Raw genomic sequence first — 17,590 nt, 5'->3', positions numbered from 1 at the left:
TTTAATAGGGCTAAGAAAAAAAAAGAATGAACTGGATTCCTGAAGACAAAGCGGAAGAAGCTTCTTTCTTACTCGCAGGTCCGTCGTCATGAGCTGCAAGCAGATACTGGATTAGCTATTCACTGCTTCGGCAAGTTCACCCCACTCAGCAATTATGCTACTTACTCGTACGCCTGTCGCACGGTCTGCTCCTGCTCGTAAATTCGCTTCAGTGCGGTCACCATATCCGCATAGCAGCAGTACTCAGACTGCTCCGCTTTACGCTCGTATTCGGTAATGGTGCGCTGTACCCGCTCCAGCGCGGGATCGAGCCGCACCCAGTTGAGATGCACCGACTTCTCAGGACTGTACCCGCTGTCCACGACGGTTGTGGTGTACCCTACCCGTTCAAGTTCCGCGTTAACCGCTTCATAACTCCAGTTTCCGGATGCGTACGCGCCTATGAGCGCTTTTGCATGATGCAACAGCTTCCGATCCCTGATCCCGTATCCGGGTTCCGCATTTAGCACGGGCACGGTCGCCAGCCCGGCGAACGAGAAGAGGAACGGTGTGGCCATGAAGGCCTTAAACGCTCTTGGGGCCGCGTCATAGAGCTCCTTGAAGAATTTGAGCACGTCATCGCGACGCGGCATGCCCAGTACCCCGAGCGTCTCGAGCAGCACCAGCGGCTCTTCATGAACACCAAAGGCCGCAGCCGAGCCCACCGCCTGTACGAAGCTCCGCACGCCCTGACGGGTCACCTCGATGATCGCATCGGGCACGTACTGCGCGGCACGCAGGTTCGCACGCTGGAGCGGCATGATGTACCGCTGCTGCTCCCTCAGGAACCCCACGAAATTGTTGGGATAAAACTCCTCGATGTCAGCGAGATACGCGAAGTTGTGTGCCAGGATGCCGAGCTTCGCCAGCTCCGTGGGATAATAATCGAACGGCACCCGGTGATTCGGCGTTGAGAACCGCATCTCGTGCGCCTCCGGGAAGATGAGCGCCGGGTTTCTATTCTGATACCAGACGTTCGGCTCATACACGATCCGGTACCCTGCGTACGCTTCTGGCTCTAGGTACGTCTGGAGCTCCTGAAATGCGGACTCCCATTCAGCCGTTACCGCGGCTACCTGCTGCTGGGTATCCCCATCCTCAGCCATGATGCTTCACCCATCTACATGAACTCCTTACGTAGCGTCTCTGCAGAATGCTGGCTCAAATAGCACGGTGGGATGTCCAGCAGCGTAAACGCGCCTGTACGCCCCTCCTGCTGCAACCGGTAAGCGGCACGCGCGCAGGCGACCAGTACATTCGCGGTGAACTCGGGATTGCTCTCCAGCTGTGTCCGGTACTCGAGCACGTGCTGGTTGCCCTCGCCCGTTGTCCCGGTGGCGAAGACGAACCCGCCGTGCGGGAGCCGCGCATGCTTCTTCCGCATCGCTTCTCGAGTCACGAAGATCACTTCGGTCTCGTACTCGTCAAAGTACTGTGGCATCGAGGTTATCTCCGCGCGAATACGCTCAGCATCCGCGTTCGGCTCGGCAACCACGAAGACCACACGCTTGTGCATCTCGCGCTTCGTGAATTCCGGCGTCTCACCACAGCGCACACGCTTGAGCGCGTCCTCGATCGGGATCGTGTAAGCTCGCGCGTCAACGACGCCTTTTACCTGCCGAGCGGCGTCTGAATGTCCCTGGCTCACGCCCTTGCCCCAGAAGGTATACTGCGTACCCTGTGGCAGGAACGCATCGCCGAGCACCCGCAGCATCGAGAAGATACCGGGATCCCAGCCGGTGGAGATGACCGCGACATGCCCGTGCGCCTTCGCCACCCTATCCATCTCCGCGTAATAGCGCGGGATCGCCGCGTGCGTATCAAAACTGTCAACCGTTGTGAACCGTTTGGCGAACAGCGGGCCCTGGACCGGGATATCGTCCTTCGAGCCGCCACACAGGATCACCACGTCTATTTTCAGATCCGCAGGCACCGGCTCATCGAGCTGCAGCACTGACACGTTCGGTACCTGCTCGCGAACGCGCTCAGGCCGCCGCGTGAAGATCGCGACCAGTTCGGTATCCGCATTCAGCTTCAGCGATTGCTCCACGCCACGGCCGACATTGCCATAGCCTGCAATAGCTATAGTGATGCGCTCCATCGTTCGTTCGCTCGCTCCTTGCATTGAAGGTACGCTCCAGTCGTTTATATAAGTGGCGCGTCTGAGTCACGGCACTGATTTACAGCTACAGGAGCGTCCAGGCACCGGCAGCTTTAAATAGGCGCCACGCACTTGCAGTTCCTTAATAAAAGAGGCTCGGCGCCGGGAAAACGTCGAGTCGAGTTATGCCGAAATCAACTTACCGCTTCGCGATCTTCGCAACCATTCTCCTCGTAGCGGCTGCTGTTCAGCCCCTCACCGCGCAACCTGAGCGTCTACCGTCCTTTTCAGCTCCTGAGCCGTCCTGCATTTCACCCGTTACCGCTTCCGCGCTGACCGTGCTCGCGCAGATGCGCGCGGCGGTGAATCAGCGGGATAGCGGCCTGGATGTGGATGCGCTGATGGCCGCAGCCGCAGCAGCCGGTGATACGACCGACACGGACGGTGACGGCCTCTACGATTCGGTGGAATGGGTGCTCGGCACTGATCCTGCCAATCCCGACTCCGATTTTGACGGCCTGGATGATTTGTACGAGGTGCGGAACGGCCTCGACCCCTTGAAGCCCGATTCAAATGACGACGAGCTGCCGGATTACTTCGAGGTGACCAACGTCTCCTCGCTTGATCTCGATGGCGATGGCTTTCCGAACGCCTGGGATTTTGATAACGATGGCGATGGCGTGCCAGATGCGTTAGACCTCTCGCCGTTCTCCAGATCCACCACGCATGAGAGATTCCATTTTGATATCAAAACGAACGGGAACCCTACATATGTTGACTTCCAGCTGCGACCCGAGAATCCCGACCACCTGCGGCAGACCCTGCAGACCTGGGACTGGCCGCCCGATTGGGAAGGCGCGATGAAGGATACGGACTACTCCCGGGAAGATGTGCACATCACGCCCATGCTCGAGCTCACCATCCCCGTGACCTGCACCATTACCGCGAACCACAGTGATAAGTGCCTGGAGGTCCTTAATGCGAGTCTCGACAATGGCGCCAGCGTCCACCTGGCTAATTGTACCACTGCAACTCACCAGCTCTGGCGGCTCAAACAGGTAAGCAACGGCTATTACCGGATCAGTGCAGACCATAGCGGCAAGTGCCTGGGGGTCGTTAACGCGAGTCTCGACGATGGCGCCAGCGTCCAGCAGGCGAGCTGCAGCGGCCAGGATAACCAGCTCTGGAAACTCGAGGCTGTTGGTAATAACCTCTTTAAAATCAGCGCCAAACACAGTGGTAAGTGCCTGGAGGCGGTCAAGAGCACTGACAACGCCAGCGTCTTTGCCGCTAACGTCTATCAAGCTGACTTCTGGAGTCATGATAACCAGCTCTGGAAACTCGAGCCCGTTGAGAACCCCCTCCCCAACCAGTCACTGGTGGCCGAGTACCATATCATGATCAACTTTAACAAAGCGTACATCCCGCTTTCCCCCACGCGTGAATACGGGAATCCAGTCGCGCTGATCGGTCGGATGTTCTTACCCGCCGCTTCACCGCTCAACCTTTCTGTAGACGCACAACTGGTCTGGACGGTGACTGCCCAAACGGACAGTGCAGCTGAAAAGATCGCGTTGAAAACGCCTGATGGCAAGTACGTCCGTGCAAAGGACAGTGGCAACAGGGAACTCTATGTTCAGCCCGGTATGATGACCGGGCAGGGGGTCTTTGAGCTCATCTATGTCGCGGAGAACAAGGTGGGCTTGAAAGTTCAGGACGGACAGTACGTCAGCGTTGATCATATCAAACTGATGCACTGGGAATGGAACCCACTCGTTGCCAATCGTGGCACCATAAGCGAAAAGGAAACTTTCATACTGGAACGCACAAATGGCACGGTAGCGTTGAAAGCGCATAATGGTAAGTACGTGTGTGTTGGATGCGGCGATACTCTTTACCGGGATAGGCTCAATGCAGACTCTGCAGATCCGGTCTATTTTGACCTGATCGAATTAGAGGAACTGGTGTCAGAACCAACGATACTCGCCCGGTACAAAGAGGACTTCATGCTCACCGGGTTTAGCGTTGAGGAGAACTACGGTTCTGAAGTTGGCGTGTTCTACAGCGACGAGATAGACCGAACCCTGGCGGCCGATTTTGTCATGGCCTACGAGTTCCTCAGGAATACCACGACACACGTTGCGGACATGCCGGCTCTGCTCATGGCGAACAACGTGACCGTAGCGTCGGATACCCGTGCGTTCTCGCATCAGGATGCGGGGCTGGCGGAATTGACCGGTAATATGACACCCGATGCGCTTGATTCGCTGCCCGATGAGATGAATCTACCCCTGATTATCGCACTCGAAGACCGGTTCACGAGTAGAACTCTGGACGATCTGGTCCTCGCGGGCGCGTATATCACGGGCGATACGTACACAGTAGATCTGAGCGCTGTGCCCGTGGTCACGACGAAGACGATGAAGATGTCCTGGTACAACACGAGCACGAACGAATCGCTTGAGATCGATGCGGTGTTGACCGAGATACAGGTATGGGGTCAGGCAAAGGGGCTGGATGACGATACCCTCGCGACGATGATGGGCCTCATACTCGCCTGGGACGCCGGTGAATCGACCGTGATCAGAATTGGTTCCGCCGATACTTCCTTTGATACCCTGGGAAAGAGCGCGGTACTAGACGCAATTGGAACCTACGGCATCGGCGGGATTGAACTGATCGCCGCGTCCATATTACCGATCTACGCCGTGATTCGTACCTTCAATATGAAACCCACCGTTCTGGCAAAAGCGCTCAATATCGGGCGCTGGAAACTGCTCAAAAGCAACTGGAAAAGTATCTCACACTGTAAGATCGGCTGGGTGGGGAAGGTCGGGCGAGTAGCAAAGGTGGTGGCGATTATCGGATTGATTATTGATGTTGGTCTCGCACTTGGCTACTTAATTTACTTTCTCGCCGCCCGTGCCCGATCGGATTTCGAGATCTGGTACGCGAGTTTTTACTCCACGATGGTGATCGCATTTGCGGTGGCGCTCTTCCTGATCGGCATGCTTGCCTCAGGGCCGGTGGGCTGGGTCATCGTCGCCATTATCGCGGTCATCGACTTCATTCTGGAGATCTTTGGCGTTGGATTTAGCAAATTCGTGGAATGGTTCATCAGCCTCTTTTATGATATTAGTGAGCTGACCACGGTCGAACTTGAGATGAAAGAGACCACGTTGAATATCGACGACTATGATGATAACAGCTTGACCACGGGAGACCGTATCGAATTCAAGAGCCGTATAGTAGGGAAGGCCTGGGGTTATCCGGGGCATCTTGTTGATAATAGCTATATTACTCCTTCGTATGGATTTTCCGTTCCCTCGGGTTCCGTAACCGGGAACGGCACCAGTAATAAATATCCGCCTGATTGGACCTACCACTATCAAGAGATTTGTCTTCCGATTTTTGATTATTGTTATACTATACCCGAAAAAGTACGGGAGTACGAAACCGGTCTGTGGGTACATCCCCTGAGCATGATCAATTTCCCGCTTACCGTATGGCTCTCTTCCAGTTACCGGGTCTATTACGAGGAATGCTGGTGGTTCTTTGGCTGGCATTGCAGCACGAAGAGTAAAGCTGGTACGAGCAAGAGCGACTCGGCCACGCTCTACTTCGATGTGCTGCCTCAGACGATTTCCGATTTCCTCTACTGGCGTCAGATTTCATCGCTCGATCACGACGGAGACGAGCTGTTCAACAGCGATGAGCGCGCCAGCGGCACGAACCCGTGGCGATTTGATACTGATAGTGACGGGCTCTCGGATAAATTCGAAGTCGATTACGGGACACGCCCCACCAAAGCGGATAGTGATGGCGATGGGCTGAATGACTACCTCGAACTTCGATTGGGCACCGATCCGCTCAATGAGGACACTGATGGGGACGGCCTGAGCGACTACGAGGAGCATATCGGCTGGCAGGTCGACTTTACCTATCATGGCCGTGAATTCACCGCGCAGGTGTGGTCTGATCCCCTGAACCCCGACACCGATGGCGATGGGCTCGGCGATCTCGAAGAGTTCATGAAACGGCTCAACCCGCGGTCCCGGGATACTGACGGCGACGGTCTGCTTGATGCGGATGAGACACTCATCCCCCGCTACGGCTCTATAAAAAATGTGGATATTGATGGAACGGGCAGCAGCAGTAGAGTACTGCCCAATGCGACGCTAAACGCGACCATCGAGTACCGGCTCATTGGCCTGAACGATCCGGTGACCAGAGCACCTGCGAAATGCTCGATCGAGATCACTATGGACAATTCGAGCCTGAACGGGACCATTTATAACGGCACGCCGGCGATCAACAACAGAACTGAAGGTTCTGCCACCCTCGCCTTTAATGCCCCGAGCACTGAAGGGGTCTATCAGGTGCGCTGCCTCTGGAAGTGGCACCATCTCCATGAGATCATGCCTGAAGCAGAACGGGAGGTGATCGGCGTTATTATCACCACCGAGAATGCGAGTGCCCAGTGGGTCACTGAGGGACCGGATATCGATGGTGACGGCATCATTGACCTCAATGAAGCGATCGGGTGGGACGTGACCTTCACGGATGCCAATGGCACCCACACGATCCGCGTCACCAGCGACCCCAGACGTGCGGACACCGATGGTGATGGGCTCACGGATCTCGAGGAGTGGAACTGGTTCGTGAATTCCTCGCACCCCCGGGCTGAGGATACTGATGGTGATGGGCTCACGGATCTCGTCGAGCTCTTCTGGGGCTGCGACTTGCTCTCGTACGATACCGATGGTGACGGGCTCGATGACGGTACGGAAATCACCTTTGGCAGCGATCCGAACGTTGTGGATACCGATGGTGATGGGCTCACGGATGCAGAAGAATTCGCTTTCGGCTCAGATCCGAACAATCCTGATACCGATGGTGATGGGCTCACGGATGCAGAAGAATTCGCTTTCGGCTCAGATCCGAACAATCCTGATACCGATGGTGACACGCTCTTCGATAACCGTGAATATGCGTTGGGCACCGATCCCCGGAATCCCGATACAGATGGTGATGGGCTGCTCGATGGGTACGAAGTGCATGTACTCGGTACCGATCCCTTGCTCACCGACACCGATCTCGATCTCCTCGAAGACGGTGAGGAGCTCAGGTGGAAGACAGACCCGCTCTGCAATGATACGGACCAGGACGGGCTCTGGGACGGGATAGAACTGGAACTGGGCACCAACCCCCTCCACGAAGATACCGATTACGATGGTATCATCGATTCTGAAGACCCTGATTCATACGCCGCCCACGTCGAGCAGGTCATTCTCGCAGGTGATCCGGCCACAGAAAGAGATGCGTTCGCTGATAACCTCGCGCTTTACACCACTGTCACCACCGTTACCGCGGACGAGCTGCTCGCTAATTATTCCGCTGTGCCGTACATCGTGCTCGTGGGCAGGCCGGATGCAGGAAACGGAACGGTCGGCAATATCACCCGTACTGTGCTGGCAGACGACAACGAGACGCTCGCCCGGATGCTCGACTCGGAGTACGACCGGTTTGCTATTAAGTACGGCGTCTGGAACAGCACGCAGACAGTCGTGATGCTCTCACTGCCTTACCCCTCAGACCACTGGCGCGCGCTGATGATGCTGAAGAGTTTGCGGGAGACGGTTCTGCCCGGCTCGGTTGAGATCGCATGGCCAACGCCCCGCGATGTGTTACGTGTCGATTCGGAGAATGTGCTGAAGGAGACCGATGCACTCGTCTGGATCGCGCTCGATGAAGCGGTGATACCGCGCGTGAAGCTGAGCCGCTACACCGGAGCCACCACGCCGGTCGCTCTGACGCCTGCTACGGGGATGGCATATTACGATACCCCGGTGGGCCGCTACCTGGAGATCAACGTGAGCGAGAATATCCAGAATAAAACGGCTGAAAACGTTAAACTCGCGTGGATATTTATGTATTACACTGCGGCCGACCTGGATCGAACGGGTGACGGCCTGGCAAATGACTCCCGGGATATCAACGAGAGCACCCTGCGGTTGTATGCGTACGACGAAAACACGGGCCGGTGGACGAAACTGACGAACGATACGAGCTGGGTCTTCGAGACGGGCGTGAACACGACGAACGTAGAGCTGTACGGGAAGAGCTACGAGGGCTATGTCTGGGCGAATGTCTCGCATTTCTGCCTCTACAGCATCGTGAGTGAAGGGGCGCCCCGACGCGGTGGTGGCGCTCCGCGCGATTCCGATGGCGATGGGTACACGGACATTGAGGAGCTGCTCGCAGGAACTGATCCGGGCGATCCTGATGACTACCCCGGCAAACCGGTTGTAACGCTTACGCCCGAACCAGCGCCGGCATCACCGGTACCAACGACGACACCCGCGCCTGCTACACCGACACCAACGCCCGGACCGATGCCATCGCCAACGAGAACGCCAACGCCGAAAGAGCCGGGCTTTGAGATTCTGCTCTTGCTCTTTGCTCTGGGGTTCGCCGTTGTACTCACGATGGCAGCCCGTAAAACGAGAAGAAGAGCGTAACGGTACGGAAATCTGCTAAAGTCGTCACTGGTCACCTGCAAATTCAATCGTGAGTCACCAAGTACCCATCATGGCACCGCCCCGCGTTTCCGGGCTGAACACCGTGCCAGTAAGACGAACAGCTCGGTGAAGCAGCACGCCCCTATACAGGGAATTCCACGCTCGATCGATCGCCGGCGACTCGCTATCGAGCTACGTTGTCGGCGCGGTGAGACGCTGCAAGTTATTCCGGACGGCATAGAGGATCGAGCCAAAGCCCAGACTGAGCGCTCCAAACCCGATGAACATGCCCGCCACCGGAATATGGAAGAGCAGCGCGAGCAGAACGAAGCCACAAACAAAGCTGAGCAGATCGCTGGGCTTGACCGTGAGCGCATCGCAGACCGCCCTGCCGAGCGCGAAGTAGACGAAAATACTCGCGAGCATCAGGGCGATGACGAAGAGCATGCCCATGACCGCAGCCAGGGGTAACCCGACGATCGTTATCGTTAGCACGAAGATCATCACCGTCGAGACGATGATGAGCGCAACGCCGACCGCGGTGTTCCTTAGCGGTGAATTCCGCACTTTCGCCTCCACACTGAAGAATAGCGTGGGAAAGAGTTTCAGCAGAATAACGCCGAGTATGAGGAAGCCGAGCATCATGAGGACGCGGAAAATACGCATCACGCCACGTAGTGCATCCAGCCCCGCCGTTTTCTGATAATCGACCCGGCCGGCGCTTCCTGTATTTTCAAATGCGCCGGCACGTACGGTTAAGTTACGGGAGACTGTGCCCGCGTTGGAAATCCGCTGGCCCGTGATCACCGCATCTAGCTGAATGCTGATCTCGCCCCCGGCAGCCACGAGATTCTTCACGGTGCCGTTCAGCGCGATCTCACCGCCGGCGGCCACGATCTTGCCGCCCACTGCTGCGTTGACGTGATGCGGCCACCAGCAGCAAGGATGTCGCCGCTCACCGGCGCGTTGACCACGAACTCACCACCCGCAAAGACCACGCTCTCCACCGGTGCATTTACGATAAGCGAATCGCCCGTGGCAAAGACGTCATCCTCTCCTCTATAGCGGAATCCAGCAATATGTTCCCGCCGGCGAACAGCTCAACGGCCTGCGCGTGCGAAAGCAAAAGCACGAAGCAAAATCCGATAAAAAACAACGGCACTTCTCCCGTTTTAGGATAACCTCCCACATGCTTGAAGGATCTTCAGCTTGAAATATTCGAGGTCGTGGAACCCGTACGCTCGCCGTTTGATGATGTTGATCTTGGTGTTGAATGCTTCGTTAGCCGCGTTGGTGAGCCGGTATTTGAAGTACTTCAGGATGCCGTCGAGGTGAGGCGTGATGGTCTTGACGACCGCGTCAAAAGGTGCAAGTCCCGCGACCTTAACGTTCGCGAACCAGCGCTCTAATCGCTGCAGCGCAGTTGTTTCGTCTCGTTCATCGAAGATGTCCAGCGCCTGCTCTTTCAGCAGATACGCCTGGTACAAGCGTTCATTCTCCGCCATTAGGGTCTTCAGCGTCTCCTGCTTTTCCTCATCCAACTTCTTCCTGCGCTTCAGGATCAGGAACCGTTTCTTCTTGAACTTCTTTCGCGTTGCTGCGTCGGCTTTCTCGAATTCCTGTTTGCGTACGGTGTCGACGGCATCAGTAATCTTCTGAGCAACGTGGAACAAGTCATAGACGATCTCAGCATTCGTGTTCTCACGAATCGAGGCGATATAAGGATCCCACATGTCGATGACGCAGACCCGGATGTTTGCGCACTTATCCGCGCCGAGTTCAGCAAAGAAGGTATCCAGTGCTTCTTTCTTTCGCGTCTCGCCGACCCAGAAGACCCGTCCGATATCCAGATCGCGGACTACCGTGAGATAACGGTGCCCTTTCTCGTAGGCGATCTCGTCGATACCGAATTTCTCTGGATTCAGAGCCTCAAGTCCCGTCACCAGTCGGCTCAGATACTTCTGGTCAATCCGTTTCGCGGCCTTCCAGTTGATCGCAGCGACCGAAGCGGCATCGTTGAGGGTCATCTTCTCGCAGAGCACGCTCACATAGTCCTCGAAGCGCTTGGCGTAGGGGCTGTACTTGTCCACGAAGTCCAGCTGCTCAACGCCGCGATCGATAACCACAGCGGCACCGGATCTTCCGTTCAGTGAAGCTGAGGAAGCACCGCTTCGGACCGAGATCGAGGTCTCTGATCTGTCGAGTATAGGTATCCTCAATGGAAGCCGAGCGCTTGCCACAGATGGGGCAATCGGCAGTCTTACGTGTACGATCCAAAACCAGCGTCACTCGGTGCTTGTCTTCACTGAGACCGCAAAGCTTAAAACCACAGAAATTAAAGAGGTTTCTGAACAGGGGAGAGAGCTTCATTCGAGGCATTTTTTCTCAAAATAACTTGTCTCGCTGAAGTTTTAACTCCTCTGTTCGTTCCTAAACTTGGAGAAGAACCAAAACAATCGCAACAAAAGCGAATAGCCCGGGGCTGGTTTGAGCGACATAGCTGCTACCTGCTTAAGCTGAGGCAACGAACGAACAGGTGGTTGTGCGCAAACCTGTAAATAGCTTGCGGTACCCTCGTGCGGCCGCCGCTTGAAGAGCGGCGTTCGGTTCTCTGGCTACCGTAGATCCACGATCTCCGAGAGCTCCGGACCGGTCGAGATCAATTTCACGGGCACGCCAACGTCCTTTTCCACCAGAGCGACGAACTCATTCACTTTAGCACTCAGCTCGTCGCGCTCCGTCGCGCCCTTCACCGCTGGATCCAGCTTGTCAACCCCGGTCAGAGCCACCATGGTCGCGCCGTTGATCATCGCGGAGTATCGTGCCATCTTGCCGTCCCATGCACCGATACGGCGCTTGCGGTGCGTTACCGTGCCGTACTCCTCTATCTGCAATTCGGCCGCTCGCTCTTCGCTCATCTGCGTCTCGAACGGCCCTTCACCTACCCGTGTCGGGAACGACTTGAAAACAATGACCACATCATCCACACGGGTGGGGCCGATGCCAACATCCGCGGCCATCTGTGATGCGCTCGTGTCCTTCGAGGTAACGAACGGGTAGGTGCCGTAGAGCAACGAGATGCCAAAGCCCTGTGTGCCCTCGATCAGCACGCCTCTGCCCGCATCGAGCGCGGTATTCACCTCAAGCGGCACGTCGGTCAGGAACGCCTGCAGCTCCGGGACGTCCTTCGCCAGTCTGCCCTTGCGGGAGACGCGGGCGACATTCGCGGGCCCGCAGCCGGTCCCTGTTGAGCCGATGGTGCCCTTCAGGTGCGCGTCGCTCCGGTCCGCGTCGATGTGCTCCAGCTCGATGATTCCACACCGCCGATCCACGCCGACACGGTCCCGTATCTTCAACGTCTCGATCTCTTCCAGGAGCACGCGCGGATCTACCAGGACGCCGGCACCGATAAGAATCCGCGCGCTCTCCTGCACGAATCCCGACGGTGTCATCCGTAATGCGTATCGTTTACCTTTTACAATGACTGTATGCCCCGCATTGGGCCCGACGCCACCACGGGCAACGATCTCCGGCTGGTCATGCGTGGCAAGATACGAGATGATCTTCCCTTTACCCTCATCACCAAAAAAACCACCGACTAAAATTGTTGCTGGCATGCCTATCCCTTTAATACTGTGAAACAAAAAGGTTTCTAGAGTGACGTTTCATGACGAATGATGAGATAATGACTTACCAGTTTGCGGAGCGGGTAAAGGCCATGCTGCTCCTTGGCGGGCATTTGTTCCCTGTGGTGGAGGCGTTGAAAGGGCCAGAATTAGAGGGTGCGAAGAAGGTGCTCCGCACATTCCTCGATGCGCTGGCTATGGAGAACGCGCTGGCCCTTCGGGTCTCGGATCGTGAGGACTTCAGAGCGGTGGCTGAGAAGCTCAAGCTGGTACAGCAGATGGTCGAGCGCGGCGACTTCGTGAATGCTCAGGCGATGCTGGGCAGTGCCGTGACGAACGCGACCACGGCGTGCGCACAGAGCACCGGAACACTGCAGGAACAGGGACTGCTCTGATCAAGACGGGCCAGTTAGTTAGGCGCGTGCGATTAGAAGTAGAATTCACGCACGTATTCCGGTTTCCGCGTTAAGAGATCCCGAATACTCACGATTCCAACCACGCGATCATTCTCAACCACCGGCAGGCGTTTTATCCGCCGCTTGGCTGCGAGCTTGCAGGCCTCCTCGACCGAGAGATCCGGCTCGATGGTCGTCAGCGGAGACGACATGATCTCCTTCGCTTTCACCTCGCTTGCTCGCTTATTCTTCAGCAACGCCTTCAACGCGATATCTCGTTCCGTAATGATCCCCACCGGTTTTCCCGCACTGGTGATCACGACACTCCCGATACCCAACTCCACCATATCCTCCGCTATCTTCGTGACAAGGGTCTCTTCATCTTCCGTGATTACCGGACGGCTCATTATATCCCGAACGTTCATACTTCTTGCTCACCCCTCTTACAATTATAGCTCTCCACCTAAAAAGGAGGACTGCTCCTTCCTGGCTCACGTACCTGCGGGCGCAGAGATCAGCACGCCACCACCTCGCGACGGGCGCCGATGATCCCGGCCAATCCGATCCGAGTGGATCCGATCCACGTCGCTGAGCCGCGCAGCCTTCCGCCCTCATTCCGAGGGATATAGTTTATGCACGTAGGTTGGACTTCGGGTCAGTATATTCCGCACGCTCACAATCCCGACGAGTTCTTCACCATCAATCACTGGTAACCTGCGCACACCCTTTGCCGCGATCAGCTCGCACGCATGCTCCAAGGACGCGTCCCGCTCAATGGTGATCAGCGGCGAGGACATGATCTCGCGCGCTCGTACCTCCGACGGATTCCGTTTCCGGGCACAGACCTTGAGCGCTATATCACGATCGGTGACAATGCCAACAGGCTTGCCCGCTTTGGTTATCACAATGCTCCCGATATTCCCAAGCTCCATCTCCTTCGAGAGTTTGGTGGCCGATGCCTCTTCATCTTCTGTAATGACGTTTGGGGTCATCACGTCTCCAACCTCTAACATCTCAACTGCCATTTTTCCTCCCCCCTACATCATACTAAGCGATGACCCCCCATATATGTTTCGCTTATTACTCGGCATCGCGGGACTCCGAAGACAATACGCCAACGAGTTTATCTCCTGCGAGTTCCAGTATCCGCCGTTTCATTACCTCGAACTGCTGGTCAACGTCGCCCTGCAGCTCGAGCTCGTCGCGACCGTTAAAAATCGCCGACTTCACCTGCTCGCCGATCACGTCGTCAGTCTCCGACTGCAAGCGGATGATCATCGAGCCCTCCGGAAGAAATTTGGTGTACTCCTCCAGATCGCCGCGCTCGATGCCCGTGATCAGACCGTCCGCATCGCCATCCGTGAGTCCAATCAAGCGAACACCAAAACGCTTCAAAATATCACCGGCGATGCTCGTCGTATCGTCACCGACTGTAACCACGATCTCAACAGTCGCATCCGCATCCTCGAGCTTCGGAAACAGCTTCTCAACCGTGCAGAGGAAGCACGCTTTCTTCTTTCGCTTTCCCGTGCCGAACGTACCCGCGCATTCCACCTGCTTCGGCGCTGTACGCCTGATCACGAACGCAGATTTTATCAGCTCATCTTCCAGATCCACCGGCGGTAACTTCGCAAGATTGTGCTCGATCAGCACGCCCCCTTCGAGCCCCACCACTCGGCCCTCTTTCGCAATCAGCGTTACGCAGCTATCGCGACAGTCGCGCGAGACCGTCCCGATGATAACACCGTTGAGCACGATCTTCTCACCGGGCTCCACACCCCGTATCTCACGGTAGACGAGGCCGGCCGACCTCCTGCAGCGCGATTCCCGCTTCGGGGGCACGAGCTCGGTGAACTCACTGAAGAGCTCACGCAGCTCACCGTACAGGGCATCATCCCCTGGCTTGAGCAGCCACCGTATGCAACGCCGGTTACAGTATTCCAGTTGCACGAAGGAGAGCTCTTCGGGCCGCCCCCCGGTGCGCACGAAATTACCCAGGATGCCTTCGCCGAGCCTGAGGCCGCTCTCATCGGTCTTCGCATGATTGACCAGTATGACGAAGTCGATGCCGTGACTCAGGAAATCGCCCAGCACCTCCGAGGGGCGCATATCCTTGGTGATATCGATCATATGCTGTAATCCCGCGTCAATGACCGCCGTTTTACCGGAGATCCCGCCCAGTGCCGCTTCAAGCTCAAAGCCATGACCTTGCAAGGTCACAAATGCTCGCTCCACCTCGCCTTCATCTACTGCTTCTGGTCCGTGCACGAGCAATCCGAGGCGCGTCATGGTTATATACACATACCTCTCGGTTTGTTTTACAAAAAGCTTAGCTCCGCGATCCAATTTCACGGTGCAACGCGGACGCTCGACGAAATCACGTGCCTGCGGGCTTCTCCCGGGTGATTATTTATATCCTGCACGGATAAACCACAACCGAGAGCAATGGCCCGTGAATCGGCGCATCGGGACGAAGTGCAGAAGCCGCTACTCATGCTCAGTGAGAGCCTGCGGAATGCGGATATGTACTATGCCACGCGCTTTCTAGCGGGCGACCCTTTCATCTATCTCGCCGTGCCGCAGGGCCAGGACCAAAAAGAGCTGCTCGTTGTCTCTCAAATGGAGTATGAGCGTGCGCGAAAAGAGTCCCGCGTGCACGACGTCCGGTCTTCGCTCGACTACGGCACGAATCTCAAATGGGATGAGGTCCTCATAAAGCTCCTCAGAGACGAGGGTGTGACGGCCGCGGCGGTACCCAGAACGTTCTATCTCGGTACCGCCGAGACGCTGCGGACGAACGGGATAGACGTGGTTCCTCAGGAAGAGATTCCGATAACGAAGCAGCGCGAGATCAAAACAGATCAGGAAGTGCAGTACATCATAAAAGCGCAACAAGCGTGCGAATTTGCGCTGGCTCAGGCGCTTGCGATCATCAAACAGGCCAGGGTCGGGAAGGACCGCGTCTTGTGGTATAACGGCGCGGTGCTTACTGCGGAACGGGTCAGGGCGATCATCGAGCACGCGCTGATCGACGCAGGCTGCAGTTCCAACGGCGACCTGCCGATCGTATCGTGCGGAAAACAGGCTTCGGATCCTCACTATTCCGGTCGCGGGCCGCTCCTACCTGATGAACCGATCATCATTGATATTTTCCCGCGCTTGAAGACTGAACGCTATTTCGCCGATATGACGAGAACGGTCGTCTACGGCGAGCCTGACCCGGAGATCAGAGCGATGTACGACGCGGTGCTGGCGGCACAGAACGCTGCACTGGCACGCGTCACGGCGGGCGTTTCCTGTCGAGACGTTCATTTCACCGTTTGCGAGCTCTTCGAGGCCCGGGGGTATGGCACGATCCGAACAGGAGCTAAACGTGGGTTTATTCATTCTACCGGGCATGGTGTCGGGCTCAATGTGCACGAAAACCCCAGCGTTAGTGATAACGAGTACGTTCTGCAGCAAGGGAATGTGATCGCCATCGAGCCGGGCTTGTACGAGCCTGACGTCGGGGGCGTTCGACTCGAGGATCTGGTGCTCGTGCATGAGAGCGGCTGTAGGAACCTGACAACGTTCGCGAAACAGCTCGTGCTCTGAGCTGACTCCCGGAAGATAGGTGGAGCGGGGAGCGACGGGTGAACCTGAAAAACCACCCTTCCGGCCGTTACCGCTTTTTCACGTTTCGTAACCACTACTGGTTGGATAGGTTCTGGCGTATTATTCATGACGACCATGAGCGGAGCGTGCACGAAACCGTAACGGCCTCTAGCTCGCTGCTTACCTTTCTCAACTCAACTAGTGGTGTGGCGGGATGGCGCCGCAGAATGATTCGATGGCTGTGCACATCTCAGGGCTGATTTCATGGTATGCCCATGCTGACCATTCGTAGTGGTCCGTGAAATCGAAGTCTGACAGGTGATCCATGTGCGGTACGGTGGTCCCGTAGATGTGTTCTGAGCGGCTCATGGCTAGCGGATAGCCGAGAATGTCGTGGAGGATGCTCTCGAAGGTGTGGTGTAATTCGTGTATGATGATCGCCGCCGCCGAGGTCAGCTTGTGCCCCCACTCGGATGCCGTGTTCCACCACCAAACGTTATACGGTATCGAGTCGAACGGCCGGCCATTGATCGCTAACCCGTAATTACCGCCGCCCCAGCAGACATCCACTCCGGGCGTCTGCCACATGAAGATGTACGCGCACGGCAACCTCGGATTGAGTAACGCAATATCCGATTCTGGTAGGTTTTCCGGACGCAGAAACGAGCACGTACCGTAGTCCGTGAGTGCGGGCGTCTCGCCGAGATACGTCACGGTAGACGTCACCTCGGTCGCCATATGAGCGTTAACGAATTCCCGTGCGGCATTGATCTGCGTATCCTGATGCACACCGCCATATATGACGAACTCGACGGTTATCATCTATCTCTTTGTTACGTAATCAATTATCTTCCTGCTTCATATAGGGACGGGCAGAGCGTCCGCGACCGGGACCAGCTGGGTATTCCTTCCTGTACTCTGACAGGTGCATCCCGCCCTTTACGCCAACGAGACCTGCAACTACACTATCCACACCGGCTCGTACCCACTGATCATACACGATAAGGTCTTCAACACAACTGGTGGCGTAGTAACCTGTTCGGAGTTCGTGGACAGCAACCACCGGCAAGCTGCACGACGATTGGATACCCGCACTTAAGCTGCAGTGAGCAGGACACGAAAACGCTGATAAACTTCTTTCACGTTATTAGTCGCCCACAGGGGCCTACAGATATCAATATGCCGTAAAACCGTAATGTCCGCCAAACCGTGACTTTTATATACGCCTGATCTAATAATTTACTCCAGGGCAGGAGCAAATTCAAAGACCAGATGTGTTTGAATCCTGATTGCCCGGACTACCGAAAGAGAAAC

11 protein-coding genes and 1 pseudogene are annotated in these 17,590 nt (G+C 56.3%); 3 read left to right on the top strand and 9 right to left on the bottom strand.

Features of this window, described 5'->3' with window-relative positions; translation table 11 throughout:
• Positions 1-161: 161 nt before the first annotated feature.
• Positions 162-1,145, bottom strand: a complete 984-nt coding sequence (locus ENN68_01060; protein HDS44684.1) for a hypothetical protein — start codon at positions 1,143-1,145, stop codon at positions 162-164.
• A 14-nt stretch (positions 1,146-1,159) separates the two neighbouring features.
• A complete protein-coding gene (locus ENN68_01055) occupies positions 1,160-2,140 on the bottom strand; it encodes a diaminopimelate dehydrogenase (GenBank protein HDS44683.1) in 981 nt (326 codons plus the stop codon).
• 185 nt (positions 2,141-2,325) lie between these two features.
• On the opposite strand from ENN68_01055, the gene ENN68_01050 reads away from it, so the two are divergent.
• Positions 2,326-8,661 (top strand): hypothetical protein, encoded by a 6,336-nt coding sequence (locus ENN68_01050; protein HDS44682.1) that lies wholly within the window; start codon positions 2,326-2,328, stop codon positions 8,659-8,661.
• Between the two features lie 192 nt (positions 8,662-8,853).
• On the opposite strand, the gene ENN68_01045 is transcribed toward ENN68_01050, so the two are convergent.
• The 3 genes and pseudogenes from ENN68_01045 to ENN68_01035 form a co-directional block, all read right to left on the bottom strand.
• Complete coding sequence (locus tag ENN68_01045) at positions 8,854-9,570, bottom strand: hypothetical protein (protein ID HDS44681.1); 717 nt, start codon at positions 9,568-9,570, stop codon at positions 8,854-8,856.
• 263 nt (positions 9,571-9,833) lie between these two features.
• A pseudogene (locus ENN68_01040) lies at positions 9,834-11,040 on the bottom strand (ISL3 family transposase).
• Between the two features lie 236 nt (positions 11,041-11,276).
• Positions 11,277-12,278: an adenylosuccinate synthetase gene (locus ENN68_01035; protein ID HDS44680.1), complete on the bottom strand. Its 1,002-nt coding sequence runs from the start codon at positions 12,276-12,278 to the stop codon at positions 11,277-11,279.
• Positions 12,279-12,328: 50 nt separating this feature from the next.
• Here ENN68_01035 and ENN68_01030 point away from each other — a divergent pair, with 50 nt between their 5' ends.
• The gene (locus ENN68_01030) at positions 12,329-12,682 is read left to right on the top strand and encodes a hypothetical protein (GenBank protein ID HDS44679.1); all 354 of its coding nucleotides are present in this window, start codon (positions 12,329-12,331) and stop codon (positions 12,680-12,682) included.
• A 32-nt stretch (positions 12,683-12,714) separates the two neighbouring features.
• Here ENN68_01030 and ENN68_01025 read toward each other — a convergent pair whose 3' ends face one another.
• The 3 genes from ENN68_01025 to ENN68_01015 all read right to left on the bottom strand — a co-directional run bounded on the left by ENN68_01025 (position 12,715) and on the right by ENN68_01015 (position 14,971).
• The gene (locus ENN68_01025; protein ID HDS44678.1) at positions 12,715-13,107 is read right to left on the bottom strand and encodes a CBS domain-containing protein; all 393 of its coding nucleotides are present in this window, start codon (positions 13,105-13,107) and stop codon (positions 12,715-12,717) included.
• 186 nt (positions 13,108-13,293) lie between these two features.
• Complete coding sequence (locus ENN68_01020) at positions 13,294-13,707, bottom strand: CBS domain-containing protein (GenBank protein ID HDS44677.1); 414 nt, start codon at positions 13,705-13,707, stop codon at positions 13,294-13,296.
• Positions 13,708-13,762: 55 nt separating this feature from the next.
• Positions 13,763-14,971, bottom strand: a complete 1,209-nt coding sequence (locus tag ENN68_01015; protein HDS44676.1) for a DUF2117 domain-containing protein — start codon at positions 14,969-14,971, stop codon at positions 13,763-13,765.
• A gap of 156 nt (positions 14,972-15,127) precedes the next feature.
• Here ENN68_01015 and ENN68_01010 point away from each other — a divergent pair, with 156 nt between their 5' ends.
• Positions 15,128-16,276, top strand: coding sequence for an aminopeptidase P family protein (locus tag ENN68_01010; GenBank protein ID HDS44675.1), 1,149 nt, complete (start codon positions 15,128-15,130; stop codon positions 16,274-16,276).
• Between the two features lie 198 nt (positions 16,277-16,474).
• Here ENN68_01010 and ENN68_01005 read toward each other — a convergent pair whose 3' ends face one another.
• A complete protein-coding gene (locus ENN68_01005) occupies positions 16,475-17,098 on the bottom strand; it encodes a hypothetical protein (GenBank protein HDS44674.1) in 624 nt (207 codons plus the stop codon).
• Between the last annotated feature and the right edge of the window lie 492 nt (positions 17,099-17,590).

It is taken from the genome of Methanomicrobia archaeon (genome assembly GCA_011049045.1).
GTDB lineage: Archaea > Halobacteriota > Syntropharchaeia > Alkanophagales > Methanospirareceae > JACGMN01.
This window is presented reverse-complemented; position numbering and strand designations above follow the sequence as displayed.